This window comes from Pedococcus sp. P2_D7 (assembly GCF_056404295.1).
The window spans coordinates 173,245-190,618 of sequence record NZ_JBFUEH010000005.1; the positions used below are offsets into that span (position 1 = coordinate 173,245).

Below are 17,374 nucleotides of genomic sequence, written 5' to 3' on the forward strand. Positions count from 1 at the left end.
GTCAGTCGCCGTCCCGCTCGGGGTGGCCGCCGACCGTGTCGACGCCGGCCTCCGCGTGCCCGGTGCCGTCGTCGCGTCGACGCACGGCCAGGAAGAGCCCGCCGGCGATCACGAAGACGAGCGCGCCACCGACGATGCCGGCCACGCCGCCGGACACCCGGGCGTTGTCGATGCCACGCGTCGCGTAGCCCGCGAACGGGGAGTCGTCGCTGGCGTGGGGCGCGGCCGAGCCGGCGAAACCCTTGTCCTTGGCGACGAACTCGAGCCCGTCGGGGTGGCTGGAGGCGTAGTAGGAGACCACCCCCGCGAGGAAGAGGCACACCAGGATGCCGACCGCCATGAGGCGTCGGGTCGAGACGCGAGGTCGGGGAGCGGTCACGCGGGCACCCCTTCGCGGATGGTCAGGGTGCGGTGCTGGAGGTTCGGCCGGGCTCCGTGGACGAGGTCGGGTCGCACGGCGACGATGCTCAGGACGGCCAGGGCGCTGATGATCGCCTCGCCGATGCCGATGATGGCGTGCACCCCGACCATGGCCGTGGCGACGGTCGCGAACGGCACGTCCACCGTGCCGCCCACGTCGAAGAGGACGGAGAACGCCAAGGCGGCCGTGGGCACGGAGACCAGCGCTGCGACGGCTGCGGCGGGCACCACCCACAGGGGGCGCTGGGGCAGCACCCGGCGCAGGGCGATGAACACCAGCCAGCCGGTCCACACCCCGACCAGCCCCATCAGGGTGATGTTGGTGCCGAGCGCGGTGATCCCGCCGTCAGCCATCAGGGTCGCCTGGACCAGCAGGACCACGGTGATCGACAGGGTCGCCGTGCACGGTCCGACCAGGACCGCAGCGAGGGCGCCCCCGAGCAGGTGGCCCGACGTGCCTGCGGCGATCGGGAAGTTGAGCAGCTGCGTGCAGAAGATGAACAGCGCGACCAGTCCGGCGAGCGGTGCGGTGCGGTCGTCGAGCTCGCGACGGGCTCCACGCAGGGCCAGCGCCACCCCACCGGCGGCCACGACTGCGGTGCCGATCGACGTCGGTGCGTCGAGGAATCCGTCGGGGACGTGCACGGGTCGCTCCTTCGGGTGGATGGTGCCGCCTGGTCGAGGCTGCCGCCTGGTTGACGGTGCCCTGTCCCTGAGGTGTTCGTAGCCGGGCTGGGATAGGTTGGGAACCGCTGGTGACAGCCACGTTATTGCAACTGACTCGCAATAACATCATCGTGCAACAACACCGTCCGGACGACGAGGAGCAGACAGCAGTGGCCGAGCGACTGACCACAGGTGACATCGCCCCCGACTTCACCCTGCCCGACGACCAGGGCGGCGAGGTCTCGCTGTCCGACCTGCGTGGCCGCAAGGTGATCGTCTACTTCTACCCGGCTGCAATGACGCCGGGGTGCACCACGCAGGCGTGCGACTTCAGCGACAACATCAACACGCTGCGCGGTGAGGGCTACGAGGTGCTGGGGATCTCCCCCGACAAGCCAGAGAAGCTCGCGAAGTTCCGGGAGAAGGACGGCCTGACCATCCGGCTGCTCTCCGACGCCGACAAGGCGGTCATGAACGCCTACGGCGCGTTCGGCGAGAAGAAGCTCTACGGCAAGACCGTCGAGGGCGTCCTGCGCAGCACGGTCGTGGTCGACGAGGACGGCAAGGTCTCCAACGCCTGGTACAACGTCAAGGCCACCGGCCACGTCGCCAAGCTGCGCCGCGACCTGGGGCTGGCCTGACGACCGGCTCAGCCCCGTCTCCCCGCCTGACCCAGACTCCGCCCCACCCACCGAGGAGCGCCGCATGAGCGACAACCAGAACGGCAAGGCCTCGTCCGAGGCGAGCCGGTCGGTCGACCAGATCGAGGCCGACATCGCCGCCGCGCGCGAGCGGCTCGCTGGCACGGTCGACGAGCTGCACACCCGCACCGCGCCGCACGAGATCGCCCGACGTCAGGTGGAGTCGGCCAAGGCGAAGTTCACCGAGGCCACCCGCACCGAGTCCGGTGACCTGCGCACCGAGCGCATCGCCGCGCTGGCCGCGGCAGCGGTCGCCCTCATCGGCCTGAGCGCGATCCGCCGCCGACGCGGCTGAGCCACCAAGGCCCCGACACTGCTGGACCACGACGCACGGAGGTATGCCGCGGGGCCGGGCCGCGCGGCATACCTCGGTCGCCGGGGTGACCGCTCAGGCGACGACGGGCAGGCCCGCCTCGCGCCAGGCACGGAACCCGCCCACGATATCCGTGCTGCGGTGGATCCCCAAGCGCAGTAAGGCATCCGCAGCCAGCGACGAGGTGAACCCCTCCTGGCACAGCACGAGGATGCGCGCGTCGAAGGATGCCACGTCGAGTCGCGCGTCGTGCCGCGGGTCGAACCGCCACTCGAGCACGTTCCGCTCGACGACGAGGACGCCGAGGTGGGGAGCCACCTCGCCCTCGACGAGGCGCTGGGCGGCCGGACGGATGTCGACCAGGATGGCCCGTCCGTAGAGCACCTCCTGGTAGGCGGCGCGCACACTCACCCGGTCCAGCCGGCTGCGGGCGTCACCCAGCTGGTCGTCGATGCCGGCGTAGGTGGGCGCGTCCCAGCCGCGTCCGGCCGGCGGCGCGCTGGTCGCGGTCGGGTCGCTGAACAGCCGGGTCTCCCAGTGGACGGAGGGCGCGACCGTGGTGGTCGGTGCGACGGTGGCGGTCACCACTGCTCTCCTGCCCGCTCGATCGCGGTCTGCTTGAGCCGCCCGTCGAGCAGGGCGTAGCGGGTCATCCCGCGCAGCGAGGGGGAGTAGACGTGGACGGACAGGGCCGGCCGGTCGCCGAGGTTGGCGACGTTGTGGACGTGGTGCGGGCCGAAGGTGCGGCCCTCGCCCTCCCAGAGGTAGCGGTCGTGGGCGGTGCCCCCGGACCAGGACTGCTCGGCGAGCTCGCCCTTGACGGTGAGGAAGGCGCCCTCCGACTGGAGGTGGTCGTGCCACCCGGTGCTCGCGCCCACGGGCCAGCTGATCAGCCAGATCTCGAGGTGGTCGGTCGCGTCGAGGCGCTGCCAGCTGCGCTCGGTGGCCTCGGGGTCGACCAGGCGGTCGAGGTCGGGGTCGGTGGCGAAGAGCCGTGCGGTGCGCAGCAGCTGGCTACGGGTGAAGCGGTTGACGCCGGGGGTCCCGGCGGTGGTGATGGCGGTCATGGAACTGCTCCTGTTCAGTGGACTGGGTGTCGGAATGTGCGGCGTGGCAACACATTCGGGGACACACATAGCCCTGGGTCAGGTGCAGGTCGAGGTGGATGCGGTGGTATGCCGCGTGGCTGGCGAGGGTGCTGCTCATGACTTGGTCTCCGATGGGGTGGGGCGCTCACTCAGATGGAGCGCCGGGCTGGTGCGGGCTGGGACTCAGGCGCAGCAGCAACACCGCATGACGCCGCAGCACATGGAGTCCATGCGCATGGCGGTCACCGCGGTGGTCGAAGACATGTCACCAGTGGAGCACGAGTGGCCGGGGCTCGTCCACGACGTCGGGGGGATGTCTCGCAGACCGGACGAGACGGGGGCGGAACCGGGACGGACGAACAGCTCAGTCGTCTTCGGGGGTGGGGAAGCGCGACTCCTGGCGGATCGAGGCGAAGGTCCGCTGCCCGATGACGAGCTGGCCGGCCACGTAGCCGAGGCCGCACAGGAGACCCGCGCCCACGACGACGGCCGAGGCGGCGCCGGTCGCATCGGCCACCAGGGACCCGAGGGTCCCCGCGACGATCGCGTTGACCACGGTCAGGAAGACGCTCGTGCTGCCCGCGACATGGCTCAGTGTCGATCGGGGCCAGCCCATGAGATAGGTCTGCATCAGGCCCTTCTGGTCGTCGTGGGGAGAGGTGACGAAGTAGGGCGCGAGACCTGGGTCGAGGTCGAGGTAGGCCGCGCGGAGGCGGTTCATGCCGAGGACCGTCGAGGCGTCGTCCATGCTGGCGTTGACGACCCGGATCTGGGTCAGGGTGCCCATGACGAGCACCGCTGCGGCCAGGCCGATGGCCATCACCTGGAAGGCCGTGGTGAACCCGGACGCCTGGGCGAACAGGGCGAGCACGACGAGCGACGCCGAGGCCACGGTGAGGTGGATGGTGATCCGGCTCATCACCTCCGACCAGGTCATGCTGCGCGTGGCGAGCAGGCTCCAGTGCTCAGTGGCGAGGATCTGCGCACGGACCCCATCGGGGACTCCCTGCGGTGGGGGTGCTTCCGATGGCGACACGGTCATGCTGGGCCTCCTGCCGACGACTCGTCTGGCCAGTGTGCTCCGCCCGGTGCCCGCTCGTCAGCCAGTCGTGACCGACGGTCAGAGGAAGATGTTCCAGCCCTTGCCGATGACGCCGCGGTAGCTGAACCCGGCCCGGTTGTTGCCGCGGTAGAGCCGTAGGTCGCCCTTGGCGTCGACGGTGAGGAGGTCGGGACCGCCACCGTCGAAGTCGGTGATGAACGCCGCCCGCACCGAGCCCCAGCCGCTGCCGATCCGCTTGCCGGCTGCGGCGAACCCGCCCTTGCCGTTGCCCGCGTAGAGCCAGAGCGTGCCGTCGGACTTGATCGCCATCAGGTCGTTGCGCCCGTCGCCGGTCTGGTCGCCCGCGCCGAACACCTGCGTGAACGCCTGCCAGCCGCCGCCGATCCGGACGCCCGGGTAGAAGCCGCCCGTCTGCCACCGGTGCGGGTAGTAGTAGAGGTCGCCGCCGTCGGTGATGCCCATGACGTCCGGGTAGCCATCGGTGCCGAAGTCGCCGGCCGTGAACACCTTGGCGTACTTGTCCCAGCCGGAGCCCATCGGCGCCCCGGGCGAGAGCGTCCCGTTTCGCGTCGAGGCGTAGCGTAGGAGGGTGCCGTCGTAGCTGACCGCCCACACGTCGGGGAACAGACCGCCCTCTTGGGGACCCTGTCGCGGGAAGACCAGTCGGTTGACCTGCCAGCCGGCACCGATGACCTTGCCGGTGGAGGCGAAACCGCCGCGCCCGTTGCCGCGGTAGAAGAGCAGCTTGCCGTCGTGGTTGACGGCCAGGATGTCGCTCTTGCTGTCACCGTCGAAGTCCCCGGGCGAGAGGATGCGCAGCCCGAAGGCGCGCGGCATACCCAAGACCGATCTCCCTGCACCCGTGCCGACGGCGTTCTTCGCGCGGACCGTGAAGGTGTAGCGAGTCTTGTTGGTCAACCCGGTGATGGTCGCCGACCGGGCCGTGCCGCTCGTCGTGACCACCTTGCCCGAGGGGCTGACGGTCACGGTCCAGCCGGTGATCGGAGCGCCGTTGTCACCGGCGTCGTCCCACTGGACCCTGGCCGAGGCCGGGCCCGGGGTCACAGCAGCCCACGTCGTAGCGGTCGGAGCCTTCGCGAGGCGGATCTCGCGGAGCGAGAAGTCGAAGCTGTGGGTGGTCGAGCCGCCGGGGAGGTCGAGGAGGCCGCCATGGTGATAGGTCGCCGAGCGCCCCTTCGCGTCCGTGATGCGGAGGGAGGCGAGCTCGTAGTCCGCGATGCTCTTCATCGGGGCCGGGTTGGCTGGTCCGGTGAGCGTCCCCGACAACGGCGCGCCGGTGTTGGTCAGGGTGAAGGCGTCGCCGGACGACGAGGCGAAGGTGGCCGTGATGCTGTTGAGCGGGCCGCTGGCGTCGGTCGTGGTGTACGGCAGGGAGACCGTTCCCCCGAAGGTGGCCAGCGGCGTCGGGAGACCCAGGCCGGTCAGGACCGGGGGTTCGAAGTCGGCCGGGGAGCCCGAGACGGTGAAGGACAGGGCGGTCAGGTCGACGCTGTGGGTGCCCCAGAACCCATCGCGGAGCGTCCTACCGTCGGAGTAGAAGCTCGAGGTGTTGCCGAACTGGTCGACCACGGCCACCGACGTCACCGCATACAGGCCGTTGGCCCAGGTGTCAGGCACGGTGGTGGTGACGACCCCCGACGTCGGCAGGTCGGCGTCGACCGGCTTGGCAGCCTGGACGGAGGTCGAGAAGTTGGCGGTCTTGTTCTGGTAGTACACGGTCACGGCGCGCAGGAGGTGCTGCTCGGTCATCCCGTAGCCGACGGCCACCTGATCGCCCACCGTGAGCGTCGAGTCGGTGATGGAGGCGGAGGTCAACAGGGCTGACGTCTGGTCGGGGACCGAGCCGGTCAGGGTGAGGTCCCCGGCGGAGAGGGTCAACGGATGGGTCGCCGGGCCGGTGGCGCCCGCGGAGTAGCTGACTGAGCCGTTGCGGAAGGCGATGGAAGTGTTGCCCGCGGGGTCCTTGAGCCGCACGAGGGTGAGGGAGTAGATCCCGTTCGCGGAGCCGTCCGGCAGGCTGACGTGGACGGTGCCTGAGGTCGGCACCGCACCGGTCGCGTGGGCCGTGTAGGCGACTGTGCCGCGTTGGAACTGGAACTCGACCGACGAGAGGGTCCCCGCCGCCTCCGTCGCCGCGTAGGTCACCGTGACATCCTGTCCGGGCGCGACGGCGCGGGGCGCGACCGAGAAGGAGGTCAGCACGGGAGCGTCGGTGTCGGCGGCCTGGGCTGCCGGCGCAGCGACAGCGAGCACGCCGACGAGGACGCCGAACGCGGTGGCTCCACCCAGGACATGGCGCCAGGACGGCAGAAAGCTCACGGTTGGTCCCCCCAAGAGATGGTCGTGTGGCGGCACGAGTGTACGGCCCGATGCCGTCCCTGAGGGCTACTTCACGCACCGACTGGCCAGGTGACCGGCGGGGCGGAGTGATTGAGGAGGACGGATCCGGGTAAGGGCGTGCTGGTGACGTCCGCTGGCGCGCCCGGTGAAGGAGGTTCCGATGACGGCCGATGAGATGGCCATGCTCGACTTCGAGCGGGAGTGGTGGCGCCACGCCGGCACCAAGGAGGCAGAGGTCCAGCAGCGCTGGGGCCTGAGCGCCGCCGAGTACGGCGGCCGACTGATTGGGATCGCCCTGCGTCCCGAGGCGATGGAGTACGACCCGCTCACCGTGCGGCGGATCCGCAGGAGGCTCGTGCCCCAGCGCCGCACGGAGCTCGTCGAACACTGACCGGGCGCTTCGGCCTCGCGCCTTAGTTGCCTCGGTCGGCCCGGTCGGCTCGGTCGGCTCGGTCGGCCCGGTCGAGTTGGTCGAGTTGGGCGGCCCCCGCCGGCTCTTCGCGTGCCGTGGCACCCCCGAGCTTCCGGGGCCAGGCGCTGAACCGACCAAGAAGGGCGAGCAGTGCGGGCACCATGACGCCCCGCACGACCAGTGCGTCGATGAGGACGCCCAGGCCCATGACGAACGCGAGCTCGCGGAACTGCCGCAGCGGGACGATGGCGAGCATGGCGAAGCTCGCCGCGAGGGTGACCCCTGCTGCGGTGATCGCTCCAGAGGTCTCGGGCACTCGCTCGGCGATGGCCTCCCGCATCGTGGTGTGCTTCGCCCGGGTCCAGATGTGGCCGACGCCGTAGATGTTGTAGTCGGACCCGAGCGAGAGGAGCAGCACCGACGCGGCGAAGGGCACGTAGAAGGCGACCCCGTCATGGCCTAGCCGGTCCTGGAAGACGAGCGTGAGGCAGCCGAGCGATGCGGCGAGGGCCAGCACGCTGCAGCCGAGCAGCAGCACCGGCGCCACGATCGCACGCAGGAACACCATCAGGAGGACGAGGTTCACGAGCAGCACCGCGACCGCGATGCGGCGCAGGTCGGCGTTGGTGGCGGCGACGAGCTCGCTGGCCACTGCGGTGTCGCCGGCGAAGCCATAGGGGACCTCGTCCAGCCCGGCCCGCTGCAGCAGGTCGGGCATGGCTGCAGTCACCCGGTTGAGGTCACGGATCGCGGTGGGCCCCAACGGATCGTGGTCGAGGACCACGATCAGGCGAGCCGCGTCGCCGCTCTTGGTCACCAGCGCCCCACGCACCACCTCGTCGGGCAGTGCGTCAGGGCTCAGCACGCCGGCGACCCCCTCCTGCTCTGACAGCTCGTGGCCGAGGCGGGTGAGCTTGTCCCGGTCGCCGCCGACGTTGCTCCCCTGGAGCAGCAGCTCGGTCGGCGCGACGATGCCCGGTGCGAACCCGGATGCGGCCGCTTGAGCCGCCCGATTCGGCGCACTGTCGGAGGGGAGGGACGCCGCGAAGGAGACGCCCAGGTGCAGCCGCCCCGCGTCCGTGGCCAGGGTCGCGAGCCCGACCACGCACGCTCCACCGAGGACCAGCGCCACCACCCGCACCGTCAGCACCCGGGCGGCGGCCCGCGCGACGGGCTGGTTCCGCTCCCGCTGGGGCCGGGTGGGCCAGAACAGCGCGCGACCGAAGATCGCCATCAGTGCGGGCAGCAAGGTCAGCGAGACGACCATGGAGGACAGCACGGACAGCGACAGCACCGGTCCGAACGCGCGGAAGAAGCCCGACTCGGCGACCACCATCGCGGCGCTGCCTGCCGCCACCGCGATCCCGGCGACCAGCACGATCCGACCGGTCTGCGCGGACGAGGCCCTGGCCGCCGCCACCTTGTCCAACCCGCTCTCGAGACCGGCGCGCATGCTGGACAGGTAGAAGATCGCGTAGTCCGTCACGATGCCGAGCACCAGCGCCAGCACCAAGGGTTTGAGCTCGTCGGGCGCACCGCCCTCCACGAACCCCCCGGCGTAGTTGGTGACCCGGACGGCCAGGAAGTACGACGCTGCCGCCGTCACCAGAGCCACGAGCGGGGCGACGATCGACCGGAACTTGAGGGCCACGATCCCGATGACTGCCACCAGCGTGACGCCCTCGAGCAGCAGCAGGTGGTCGTAGAGGATCGTGGACTGAGCGAGCTGCGCGGGGACCGTCCCCGTGACCCCGACGAAGTGGTCATCCGGCTGGTTCACCTTCTCCCGAGCGAACCTGTCCGCGGCACCGACCTCGTCGCCGAACGTGGTGCCCGGCTTGGTGAAGACGTAGCTCACGGCAGTGGTGTCCCGCTCCGACGACGAGGGGAAGACGCCCTGGGTGTTGCCGATCGGCACGACCGCCACGATCGGGCCGACGTCCCCTCCGGTGTGCTTGGCCACGGCCACGGCGCGCTCCACGGCCCGCTGCTGCGCTGCCTGCGACAGGCCGTTGGCGTCGCGTTGCACGAGCATGGTGCGCGACAGGACGGGAAAGCCGAACGCCTTGGCCGAGGTGGTCTCCGTGGCGATGGCCTTGCTGTTGGGCGGCGCGAAGCCGCCGAGGTCGGCGCTGGTGCTGGAGGCTGGGAGCCACACTGCCGCCGCGACCAGGATGCCGCCCACCCGACCACGATGGACCAGCGGAACGTGACCATGAGCCACGCGAACAGCCTGGCGAGACCGCCGGCCTCGGACTTGCGCCACGACCTCATTGACCAGCCTCTCGTGTGATGGAGAAGGAATACCCCACTTCCCGGTCCGGCACACCTTGGCTGCAGACAGGGGCGGGTCTTGTAGGGGGAGAGGCCGCGAGTGCGACGGCCTGGGTCAGCTGCAGGTCAGGGTTGCGATCGGGCCGCGAGGCGGGCCCCGTCCCTGAAGAAGGCGCCGATCTCCGCGACGTCGCCGAGCTCGTCGACGAGCCGCGCGGCGCCGAAGGGTGCGTTCCAGAAGTCCCCGGTCAGCGGGTGGTGCGGGCCGACGTAGGCATAGGGCCGGTCGAGGTAGCCGTCGCCGGGGGAGACTCCGAAGTTGACCCGGTCCACCGTGATGGCGAGGTCGAAGTGCTCCGGCCAGAGCGTCCGCTCCGCGTCAGGCCTGAACTCGCGCAGGGCGTCCTCGCCGAGCCGGAACGCCGTCTCGACCACCCGGACCGACTCGGGGTCCAGACGCACCGTCTCCGACGGTGGGACGTGCGGCCCGTACCGGGAAGAGCTCGGCCTCGGTGACGTGCCCATGGCCGTGGTCGGAGTCAGCGCCGGCGGCCACCTCGCCACCCTGCACGCTCTCCGCACGGAGACTGCGCCGCCCGTCACCTCAGCCGCGCTCTGGTACCCCGTCACAGACCTGCTGGCCATGCCCGACGACCGGCCGCGGTGGGGGGCGATGCCGACTGTGGGCCGGGCTCGCGGGAGGCGGTGCTCCTCGGCAGACCGGCGGCCGACCTCCCCGATCTGGCCCGGGAGGCGAGCCCGGTCAACCACGCCCACTCCGGTGCGCCGCCGTTCCTGCTGGTGCACGGTGACGCGGACCTGGCCGTACCGCATCGGCAGAGCGCCCGCCTGGCCGAGGCTCTGCTGGCTGCCGGGGTGGCGGCCGAGGTGGTCACCGTGCCCGGGGGAGGGGCCCATGTTCCCGACGCTGCCGACGCCAGAGGTCGAGGCCCTGGTGGACCGGACGACTGACTTCCTGCTGGCTCACGCGGGCTGACCCCAGGACCCCCTGCCGAGGCCTGGGTCACCGGGCCGCCTCGAGCTGCCGCTCCAGTGCCTCGAGGGTCTGGTAGCAGGCGAGGACGTCGGCGATCGAGGAGTTGGGCTGCCGGCCCTCGCGGATGGCCGCCACGAACTCGCGGTCCTGCAGCTCGATGCCGTCCATCGACACGGCCACCCGGGTCACGTCGATCGGCTCGTCCTTGCCCGTGCTGAGGTCGTCGTACCGCGCCAGGTAGGTACCGGTGTCGCCGATGTAGCGGAAGAACGTGCCCAACGGGCCGTCGTTGTTGAACGACAGGGACAGGGTGCAGATCGCGCCACTCTCGGCCCGCAGCTGGATGGACAGGTCCATGGCGATGCCGAGCTCGGGGTGGATCGGGCCCTGGATCGCGTTGGCCTGCACGATGGGTGAGCCGGTCTGGTAGGCGAACAGGTCCACCGTGTGGGCGGCATGGTGCCACAGGAGGTGGTCGGTCCACGACCGGGGCTGGCCGAGGGCGTTGAGGTTCTGACGGCGCAGGAAGTAGGTCTGCACATCCATCTGCTGGATGGTGAAGCTGCCCTCCACGACTCGTTGGTGCACCCACTGGTGGCTGGGGTTGAACCGGCGGGTGTGGCCGACCATCGCGACCAGCCCCGTCTCCCGCTGGAGCTCAGCGCACGCCAGCGCCCCCGCCAACGAGTCGGCGAGGGGGATCTCCACCTGGACGTGCTTGCCGGCCCGCAGCACGGCTTGGGTCTGGTCGGCGTGCATCGGGGTCGGGGTGGCCAGGATGACCGCGTCGACGTCGTCCATCGCGAGGATCTCGTCGAGGGTGGCCACGGCCCGGCTTACGCCGTGCTCGGCCGCGAAGGCCAGCCCCGACTCCAGCGAGCTGCTGACCACCGCGGCCACCTCCACGTCGGGGATGCGCTTCAACCCGTTGACGTGCTTGGCGCCGAAGGCGCCGCCCCCGGCGAGGGCCACTCGGATCGGCTGGTTGGTCATCTCGCTCCTGTTTGTGGGGTAGCCGGACCGCTGGCTGGGTCCTGGGCCGCGTGGTTGGCGAGGACGAGGTGTCCGACCGCGGTGTTGGATGCCGGCACGTGGTAGAAGCGGTGCAGCACCTCGGTGGTGCCGGCCCCGGGGCCACCATCGTCGGCGATGTCGGCCATCGCGCCGCGCGCGATCAGCCACATGACCAGCTCGATGCCCTCGGAGCCGGCTTCCTCGACGTAGTTGAGGTGGCCCACCTCTGCCTGCCCGGCGGGGTCCGAGATGAGCTGGTCGAGGAAGGCGTTGTCCCACTCCCGGTTGATCAGGCCGGCCCGCGGCCCCTGCAGCTGGTGGCTCATGCCGCCGGTGCCCCAGACCTGGACGCGAAGCGGCTGGTCATACGACTCGACCGCCCGGCGCAGGGCCCGACCGAGCGCGTAGCAGCGGGCACCGTGGGGGACGGGGTACTGCACGACGTTGACGGCCAGGGGGATGACCTTGCACGGCCACGGGTCGTCGGGACTGCGCTCGCCGAACATCAGCGACAACGGCACGGTCAGGCCGTGGTCGACGGCCATCTCGTTGACGAGGGTGAGGTCGAAGTCGTCGAGGATGAGTGACTGGGCGAGGTGGGCCGCGAAGTCGGGGTCGCCCTCCACCGGGGGCACCGGGCGCGGTCCATACCCCTCGTCTGCCACCGGGAAGTGGGGTCCGGTCCCGATGACGAAGGTCGGGATGAGGTGCAGGTCGAAGGCCGTCGCGTGGTCGTTGTAGACGAGGATGACGACGTCGGGGGTGTTCTCGGCCATCCACTGACGCGACCACTCGTACCCGTCGAACACCGCCTTCCAGTACGGCTCTTCGGTCTTGCCGAGGTCCATCGCCGCACCGATCGCCGGCACGTGCGAGGTGTAGACACTGGCCGTGATCGTCGGGTGCGCCTCGACCGCTGCGGGCTGCGCGGCATAGCCCTTCTCGACGATCCGGGCGGCGAGCGCGTCGCGGATCCGGTTGCCCTCGATCGAGCGACCCCCGGCGAGCATCATGTCGCGGTACTCGGCCTCGGTCATGCCCGTCATGGACCCGGCCATCTGCTGGAAGGACAGCCCGAACGTCGCACCGATCTTGGACAGGAAGTAGATGTTGCCGCCCAGCCGGATGCACTCGTTGAGGTCGAGGTCGAGCACGGCCTGCTTCTGCTCGGGCGACAGCTCCCACTCGTCGAGGTAGGCACTCTGGTCGGCGATGAAGCGGCTGCGGTTCTCCGGCGACATCAGCGACATGCAGAACTGGTTCAGGTGGTAGCCCCTGGCCGACTGGTCGGCATCGAAGATCGTCGTGCCGGGCACGTCGAGGTACGGCTTGTCCATCGTCATGGGGTTGATCCTTCCTCAGGCCAGTAGAGGCGCATCGGGTTGTCGACCAGCAGAGCTTGCTGCAGCTCGGGTGTGGGCGCGATGTGAGGTATGCCGTCGACGAGGAGGCCGTCATCAGGCATGTGGTCGGTGAGGTTCGGGTGCGGCCAGTCGGTGCCCCACAGCACCCGGTCGGGGAACTCCTCGACGACGCGGCGGGCGAACGGCACGACGTCTCGGTATGCCGCGTGCTCGCCGTCGAGGGCCGGTGGCCCGGTGCGCGACAGGCGTTCGGGGCAGGTCACCTTGCACCACACGTCGGGCTTGGTCCGCATGAGGTCGAGGAAGCCGGTGAAGCCAGGTCCGTCCGGCGACGCGGACACGTCGGGCCGGCCCATGTGGTCGACGACGAGGGGCAGGGGGATCGCGGTGAAGAAGTCGCGCAGCTCGGGCAGGTCCGGAGCCTCGAAGTAGATGACGACGTGCCAGCCGAAGGGGGTGATCCGGGCGACGACGTCTTGCAGGTCCGCAGGGGAGGGTGTGTCGACGAGCCGCTTGACGAAGTTGAACCGCACGCCGCGGACGCCGGCCTCGTGCAGGTCGGCCAGCTCGACCTCGGAGATGCCGGGACGAACCGTCGCCACCCCGCGAGCCCTGCCGTCGGAGGCCTGCAAGGCGTCGACCATGGCGCGGTTGTCGGCGCCGTGGCAGGTCGCCTGGACGATGACGTTGCGGCCGAGGCCGAGGTGGTCGCGCAGCGCGAAGAGCTGGTCCTTGGAGGCGTCGCAGGGGGTGTACTTGCGTTCCGGCGCGAAGGGGAACTCCGCGCCAGGGCCGAAGACGTGGCAGTGTGCGTCGACTGCGCCGTCGGGGAGCACGAAGCCGGGCTTCGTCGGGCCGGCGTACCAGTCCAGCCAGCCGGGCGTCTTGGTGATGGTCTCGGTCATCCGTCAGTCCTCGTAGCGCAGGCCGAGACGGGCGAGCGGCTCACGCATGTCGTAGAGGTCGAGTCCCAGTGTGCCGCTGCGGAACTTGGCCCGCTTGCCCTCCTCGTTCGCCTCCCGCTTGGCCGCCTCCGCTGCCACGGCGGGCGCGCTCGCGGCGGGCACGACGACCACCCCGTCGACGTCGGCCACGATGACGTCACCGGGGTGGACGAGGGCATTCGCGCACACGACCGGGATGTTGACGGAGCCCAGGGTCGCCTTGATCGTCCCCTTGGCGTTGATGGCCCGGCTGAAGACGGGAAAGTCCATCTTCTCCAGGTCGGCAACGTCCCGCACACCACCGTCGATGACCAGACCGGCACAGCCCCGGCTGCGGAGGGAGGTGGCCAGCAGCTCGCCGAAGAACCCGTCCTCACTCTCCGTCGTGCACCCCGCCACGAGGACGTCGCCCTCCCGGACCTGCTCGGCGGCGACGTGGAGCATCCAGTTGTCGCCCGGCTGGAGCAGGACCGTCACGGCCGGCCCGCAGAGCTTCGCGCCTTGGTAGACGGGCCGGATGTAGGGCCGCATCAGGCCGACCCGGCCCATGGCCTCGTGGACGGTGGCCACGCCGTAGGCCGAGAGGGCCCGGACAGCGTCAGCGTCAGCCCGCTCGACCCTGGTGTGCACGACACCCAGCTCTGTCCCGCTCACGGCGTCTCCTCCTCAGTGCTCATGTCAGCGTCCCTGCTCGCGCAGCCGCGCGTCGAGGCGGGGGTAGACCCGACGCGCGTTCGCGGCATACACGTCCTGGCGCTGGTCATCGGTCAGGTGCGGTGTGGCGTCGACGTAGCGCTTGGTGTCGTCGAAGTACGCACCGGTGCGCGGGTCGACGTCACGGACGGCTCCGATCATCTCGCTGGCGAAGAGGATGGCGCTGCTGGGGATCACGTTCGTCAGCAGGTCGACCCCCGGCTGGTGGTAGACGCAGGTGTCGAAGAAGACGTTGGCGAGCAACGCTTCCGGGTCCGGCCGCTTGAGTGCCATCGCGAGTCCTCGGAACCGGCCCCAGTGGTAGGGGACTGCCCCGCCGCCGTGCGGGATGACCAGGCGCAGCGTGGGGAAGTCGGCAAAGAGGTCGCCCTGGAGGAGCTGCATGAACGCCGTCGTGTCGGCGTTGAGGTAGTGCGCCCCCGTCGTGTGGAAGGCGTCGTTGCAGGAGGTGCTGACGTGCACCATGGCCGGCACGTCGAGCTCGACCAACGCCTCGTAGACCGGGTACCAGGACCGGTCGGTGAGGGGCGGGCTGTCCCAGTGGCCACCCGACGGATCGGGGTTGAGGTTGACCGTGACGGCGCCGAGCTCCTCGACCGCACGCCGCAGCTCGGGCACCGAGGTGGCGGGATCGACCCCCGGCGACTGCGGCAGCATGGCTCCCATGACGAAGCGGTCCGGGTAGAGGGTGCTGACCCGGTGGCAGAGGTCGTTGCAGATCCGGGCCCAGGTCGAGGAGACGTCGAAGTCGCCGATGTGGTGGGCCATGAAGCTGGCGCGCGGCGAGAAGATCGTCACGTCGATGCCACGCTCGTCCATCAGCCGCAGCTGGTTGGCCTCGATGCTCGCCCGGATCTCGTCGTCGGTGATCTGCAGTGCCGCCGGGTCGGGCGCGCTGGCCGGGTCGCCGATCGCGGCGACCTGGGCGTTGCGCCAGGCCTCGAGCGGCGCCGGCGCCGTCGTGTAGTGCCCGTGGCAGTCGATGATCACCGGTCCAGCCTCGCATCCGTGGACCGGTCGTCGAGCGGGCCTTCCGCCTGACGGAAGGGCTCTGTGGAGGACTGTGGTGGCCGCCTAGCGTGGACACCGTGGTTGCGCTGCGAGGGGTTTCGTCGATGGCAACGCGTGGCGTGCTGACTGCGCTGACAGCCGAGGACGACCTCGGACTGGGTCACCTCACTGTGGAGTCGGGAGGCGGCATCGAGGTGGCGCAGCGACTCAGGGCGGGTGAGGTGGCCGACGTCGTGGTGCTGGCGGGTGACGCGATCGAGGCGCTGGCCCACGACGGCGTCGTCGACGGTCAGACGGCCCGGCCCTTGTTCGTGTCCGATGTCGTGGTCGGGGTCCCCGCGGGCGCTCCTGTACCGGACATCAGCAGCATCGAGGCCCTGACTGCTGCCCTGCTCGCCTCGCGACGAATCGGCCACTCCACTGGGCCGAGTGGCTCGGCCCTGCTTGCCCTCGTCGGGGCTTGGGGCCTCGGCGAAGACCTCGCGGACAGGTGGGTGCAGGCACCTCCGGGTATGCCGGTCGCCCGGCTGCTCGCCGACGGCGCAGCGGATCTCGGCTTCCAGCAGCGCAGCGAGCTCGCCGCCGCCCCGGGCGTGACCGTCATCGGCCCGATGCCACCCGGTGCAGAGATCGTCACGATCTTCACGGGCGCGGTCGCGACGTCTTCGGACCACCCGGCTGAGGCACTGGCTGCCCTGACCCTGCTCGCTCACGCAGCGGCTCACGACGTGATCAGGCGTCACGCCCTCGCGCCTGCCGGTGATCCCGTCGACTGACGTCGAGCGTCACGCGTCACTGCCGTTACGAGTCGTTGGGCCACCCCGCGTACTGCTCGGCGAGGTAGGTCCGGCCGGCGCGCGTGGAGACGACGTTGTCCAGCTCGCCCAGCTGTCGGCGCAGGTCGAACGCGCTCGCGCCGGGCGCGGTGTGCAACATCTGGGTCATCCAGTAGGAGAAGTTCTGCGCCCGCCAGACCCGGCTGAGGGCTCGCGGCTCGTAGCCGTCGAGGGCGTCGAGCCCTGCCGAGCCGAGGGCGCGCGGGAGCACCTCGGCGAGGACTTTGACGTCGTGGAGAGCCAGGTTGAGACCACGGGCGCCGGTCGGTGGAACGGTGTGCGCCGCGTCCCCGGCCAGCACCATGGAACCCCACCGCATTGGTTGCTGCACAAAGGATCTGAAGCGCAGCACGGTCTTCTCGATGACCGGCCCCTCGACGAGGGAGAAGCCGTCGTCGCCGGCCACGCGCAGCTGCAGCGTCTCCCAGATCCGGTCGTCGCTCCACGCCGCGGTGTCCTCGTCGGGGTCGCACTGGAAGTACATGCGCTGCACGGCGTCGGTGCGTTGGCTGATCAGCGCGAAGCCGTGCTCTGAGTGGGCATACACGAGCTCCGGGGCGCTCTTCGGCGCGGCAGCCAGGATGCCGAACCAGGCGAACGGGTACTCCCGGAAGTACTGGGTGCGGCGTGCTTCGGGGATGAGCGACCGACACATCGAGCGTGAGCCGTCTGCACCGACGACGACCTTGGCGCGCACCTCGTGGCGCACGCCGTCGGCACTCGTGAACCGCAACGTCGGTCGATCTCCCTCGACCCCGCTCACCTCGGGATCGGTCACGCCGAAGTGGACCGTCCCCCCGTCGCGGTCCCGCGCGTTGGCCAGGTCGATGAAGACATCGGTCTGCGGATACAGCCACACGGACCCGCCGACGAGGTCGCGGAAGTCGATGCGGTGTCCCCGACCGGCGAAGCGCAGCTCGGTCCCGCCGTGCTCGTGCCCGTCCCGCAGGATGCGGTCCGAGACGCCCGTGTCGACGAGGTCCCGAGCGGCGCCGGCCTCGAGGATGCCGGCGCGGTGAGTGGCTTCGATCTCCGACCGCGTGCGCAGGTCGATGTTCACGCAGTCGATGCCCGACCTGCCCAGCCGGTGCGCGAGCATCAGCCCCGCCGGACCCGCGCCGACGATGGCGACGGGCACGTCGACGACGATGTCGACGGGGGATGCTGGGGCAGGTGCCACCCGGGTCTCCTCGGGG

Annotated in this window: 19 protein-coding genes; 5 read left to right on the plus strand and 14 right to left on the minus strand. The window is 70.5% G+C overall.

Translation table 11 applies throughout. The features are described from left to right. Window position 1 precedes the first annotated feature (1 nt). Together AC1DWJ_RS13265 and AC1DWJ_RS13270 are read right to left on the minus strand one after the other, a co-directional pair. Window positions 2-379: a PDGLE domain-containing protein gene (locus AC1DWJ_RS13265; RefSeq protein WP_457252301.1), complete on the minus strand. Its 378-nt coding sequence runs from the start codon at window positions 377-379 to the stop codon at window positions 2-4. Beyond that, window positions 376-1,065: an energy-coupling factor ABC transporter permease gene (locus AC1DWJ_RS13270; RefSeq protein ID WP_457252300.1), complete on the minus strand. Its 690-nt coding sequence runs from the start codon at window positions 1,063-1,065 to the stop codon at window positions 376-378. The genes AC1DWJ_RS13265 and AC1DWJ_RS13270 overlap by 4 nt, the downstream gene beginning before the upstream one ends. A 191-nt stretch (window positions 1,066-1,256) precedes the next feature. Here AC1DWJ_RS13270 and bcp point away from each other — a divergent pair, with 191 nt between their 5' ends. Both bcp and AC1DWJ_RS13280 read left to right on the plus strand, forming a co-directional pair. Further along, complete coding sequence (bcp, locus tag AC1DWJ_RS13275) at window positions 1,257-1,727, plus strand: thioredoxin-dependent thiol peroxidase (protein ID WP_457252812.1); 471 nt, start codon at window positions 1,257-1,259, stop codon at window positions 1,725-1,727. Between the two features lie 64 nt (window positions 1,728-1,791). Further along, window positions 1,792-2,082: a DUF3618 domain-containing protein gene (locus AC1DWJ_RS13280; RefSeq protein ID WP_457252299.1), complete on the plus strand. Its 291-nt coding sequence runs from the start codon at window positions 1,792-1,794 to the stop codon at window positions 2,080-2,082. A 93-nt stretch (window positions 2,083-2,175) separates the two neighbouring features. Here the strand turns inward: AC1DWJ_RS13280 and AC1DWJ_RS13285 are convergent, their stop codons facing one another. The 4 genes from AC1DWJ_RS13285 to AC1DWJ_RS13300 all read right to left on the minus strand — a co-directional run bounded on the left by AC1DWJ_RS13285 (window position 2,176) and on the right by AC1DWJ_RS13300 (window position 6,591). Then, window positions 2,176-2,685 carry a rhodanese-like domain-containing protein gene (locus tag AC1DWJ_RS13285; RefSeq protein WP_457252298.1) on the minus strand — a complete coding sequence of 170 codons (510 nt, stop codon included), beginning with the start codon at window positions 2,683-2,685 and terminating at the stop codon, window positions 2,176-2,178. Next, complete coding sequence (locus AC1DWJ_RS13290; RefSeq protein ID WP_477620984.1) at window positions 2,682-3,167, minus strand: cupin domain-containing protein; 486 nt, start codon at window positions 3,165-3,167, stop codon at window positions 2,682-2,684. Before AC1DWJ_RS13290 ends, AC1DWJ_RS13285 begins: the two co-directional genes overlap by 4 nt. 385 nt (window positions 3,168-3,552) lie before the next feature. Then, a complete protein-coding gene (locus AC1DWJ_RS13295; protein ID WP_477620985.1) occupies window positions 3,553-4,230 on the minus strand; it encodes a hypothetical protein in 678 nt (225 codons plus the stop codon). Between the two features lie 78 nt (window positions 4,231-4,308). After that, a complete protein-coding gene (locus tag AC1DWJ_RS13300) occupies window positions 4,309-6,591 on the minus strand; it encodes a fibronectin type III domain-containing protein (RefSeq protein WP_477620986.1) in 2,283 nt (760 codons plus the stop codon). Between the two features lie 181 nt (window positions 6,592-6,772). Here AC1DWJ_RS13300 and AC1DWJ_RS13305 point away from each other — a divergent pair, with 181 nt between their 5' ends. After that, a complete protein-coding gene (locus tag AC1DWJ_RS13305; RefSeq protein WP_477620987.1) occupies window positions 6,773-7,003 on the plus strand; it encodes a DUF3263 domain-containing protein in 231 nt (76 codons plus the stop codon). Between the two features lie 22 nt (window positions 7,004-7,025). Here the strand turns inward: AC1DWJ_RS13305 and AC1DWJ_RS13310 are convergent, their stop codons facing one another. Next, a complete protein-coding gene (locus tag AC1DWJ_RS13310; protein WP_477620988.1) occupies window positions 7,026-9,209 on the minus strand; it encodes an MMPL family transporter in 2,184 nt (727 codons plus the stop codon). A gap of 215 nt (window positions 9,210-9,424) precedes the next feature. Then, window positions 9,425-9,760: a hypothetical protein gene (locus tag AC1DWJ_RS13315; protein ID WP_477620989.1), complete on the minus strand. Its 336-nt coding sequence runs from the start codon at window positions 9,758-9,760 to the stop codon at window positions 9,425-9,427. A gap of 201 nt (window positions 9,761-9,961) precedes the next feature. Between AC1DWJ_RS13315 and AC1DWJ_RS13320 the strand changes: the two genes are divergently transcribed. Then, window positions 9,962-10,270, plus strand: a complete 309-nt coding sequence (locus tag AC1DWJ_RS13320; protein WP_477620990.1) for a prolyl oligopeptidase family serine peptidase — start codon at window positions 9,962-9,964, stop codon at window positions 10,268-10,270. A gap of 52 nt (window positions 10,271-10,322) precedes the next feature. On the opposite strand, the gene AC1DWJ_RS13325 is transcribed toward AC1DWJ_RS13320, so the two are convergent. Genes AC1DWJ_RS13325 through AC1DWJ_RS13345 form a run of 5 tightly spaced genes read right to left on the minus strand, consistent with a single transcriptional unit; the run spans window position 10,323 to window position 15,321 of the window. Further along, window positions 10,323-11,288 (minus strand): Gfo/Idh/MocA family oxidoreductase, encoded by a 966-nt coding sequence (locus AC1DWJ_RS13325; RefSeq protein ID WP_477620991.1) that lies wholly within the window; start codon window positions 11,286-11,288, stop codon window positions 10,323-10,325. Continuing rightward, on the minus strand, window positions 11,285-12,652 hold the full coding sequence (ligA, locus tag AC1DWJ_RS13330; protein ID WP_477620992.1) for a protocatechuate 4,5-dioxygenase subunit alpha: 1,368 nt from the start codon (window positions 12,650-12,652) through the stop codon (window positions 11,285-11,287). The genes AC1DWJ_RS13325 and ligA overlap by 4 nt, the downstream gene beginning before the upstream one ends. Next, on the minus strand, window positions 12,649-13,578 hold the full coding sequence (locus tag AC1DWJ_RS13335; RefSeq protein WP_477620993.1) for an amidohydrolase family protein: 930 nt from the start codon (window positions 13,576-13,578) through the stop codon (window positions 12,649-12,651). Before AC1DWJ_RS13335 ends, ligA begins: the two co-directional genes overlap by 4 nt. A 3-nt stretch (window positions 13,579-13,581) precedes the next feature. Further along, window positions 13,582-14,271, minus strand: coding sequence for a 4-carboxy-4-hydroxy-2-oxoadipate aldolase/oxaloacetate decarboxylase (ligK, locus tag AC1DWJ_RS13340; RefSeq protein WP_457252287.1), 690 nt, complete (start codon window positions 14,269-14,271; stop codon window positions 13,582-13,584). 24 nt (window positions 14,272-14,295) lie between these two features. Beyond that, the gene (locus AC1DWJ_RS13345; RefSeq protein WP_477620994.1) at window positions 14,296-15,321 is read right to left on the minus strand and encodes an amidohydrolase family protein; all 1,026 of its coding nucleotides are present in this window, start codon (window positions 15,319-15,321) and stop codon (window positions 14,296-14,298) included. Between the two features lie 125 nt (window positions 15,322-15,446). Here AC1DWJ_RS13345 and AC1DWJ_RS13350 point away from each other — a divergent pair, with 125 nt between their 5' ends. Further along, the gene (locus AC1DWJ_RS13350) at window positions 15,447-16,118 is read left to right on the plus strand and encodes a substrate-binding domain-containing protein (protein WP_477620995.1); all 672 of its coding nucleotides are present in this window, start codon (window positions 15,447-15,449) and stop codon (window positions 16,116-16,118) included. Window positions 16,119-16,143: 25 nt separating this feature from the next. On the opposite strand, the gene AC1DWJ_RS13355 is transcribed toward AC1DWJ_RS13350, so the two are convergent. Next, on the minus strand, window positions 16,144-17,358 hold the full coding sequence (locus AC1DWJ_RS13355) for a 4-hydroxybenzoate 3-monooxygenase (protein WP_457252284.1): 1,215 nt from the start codon (window positions 17,356-17,358) through the stop codon (window positions 16,144-16,146). Window positions 17,359-17,374: the final 16 nt, after the last annotated feature.

Excerpts from the sequence above, each read along its gene's own strand:
- AC1DWJ_RS13280 (WP_457252299.1), top strand. The coding sequence starts at position 1,792 with ATGAGCGACAACCAGAACGGCAAGGCCTCGTCCGAGGCGAGCCGGTCG.
- AC1DWJ_RS13290 (WP_477620984.1), bottom strand. The coding sequence starts at position 3,167 with ATGACCGCCATCACCACCGCCGGGACCCCCGGCGTCAACCGCTTCACC.
- AC1DWJ_RS13295 (WP_477620985.1), bottom strand. The coding sequence starts at position 4,230 with ATGACCGTGTCGCCATCGGAAGCACCCCCACCGCAGGGAGTCCCCGAT.
- AC1DWJ_RS13305 (WP_477620987.1), top strand. The coding sequence starts at position 6,773 with ATGACGGCCGATGAGATGGCCATGCTCGACTTCGAGCGGGAGTGGTGG.
- AC1DWJ_RS13325 (WP_477620991.1), bottom strand. The coding sequence starts at position 11,288 with ATGACCAACCAGCCGATCCGAGTGGCCCTCGCCGGGGGCGGCGCCTTC.
- ligA (WP_477620992.1), bottom strand. The coding sequence starts at position 12,652 with ATGACGATGGACAAGCCGTACCTCGACGTGCCCGGCACGACGATCTTC.
- AC1DWJ_RS13335 (WP_477620993.1), bottom strand. The coding sequence starts at position 13,578 with ATGACCGAGACCATCACCAAGACGCCCGGCTGGCTGGACTGGTACGCC.
- AC1DWJ_RS13350 (WP_477620995.1), top strand. The coding sequence starts at position 15,447 with ATGGCAACGCGTGGCGTGCTGACTGCGCTGACAGCCGAGGACGACCTC.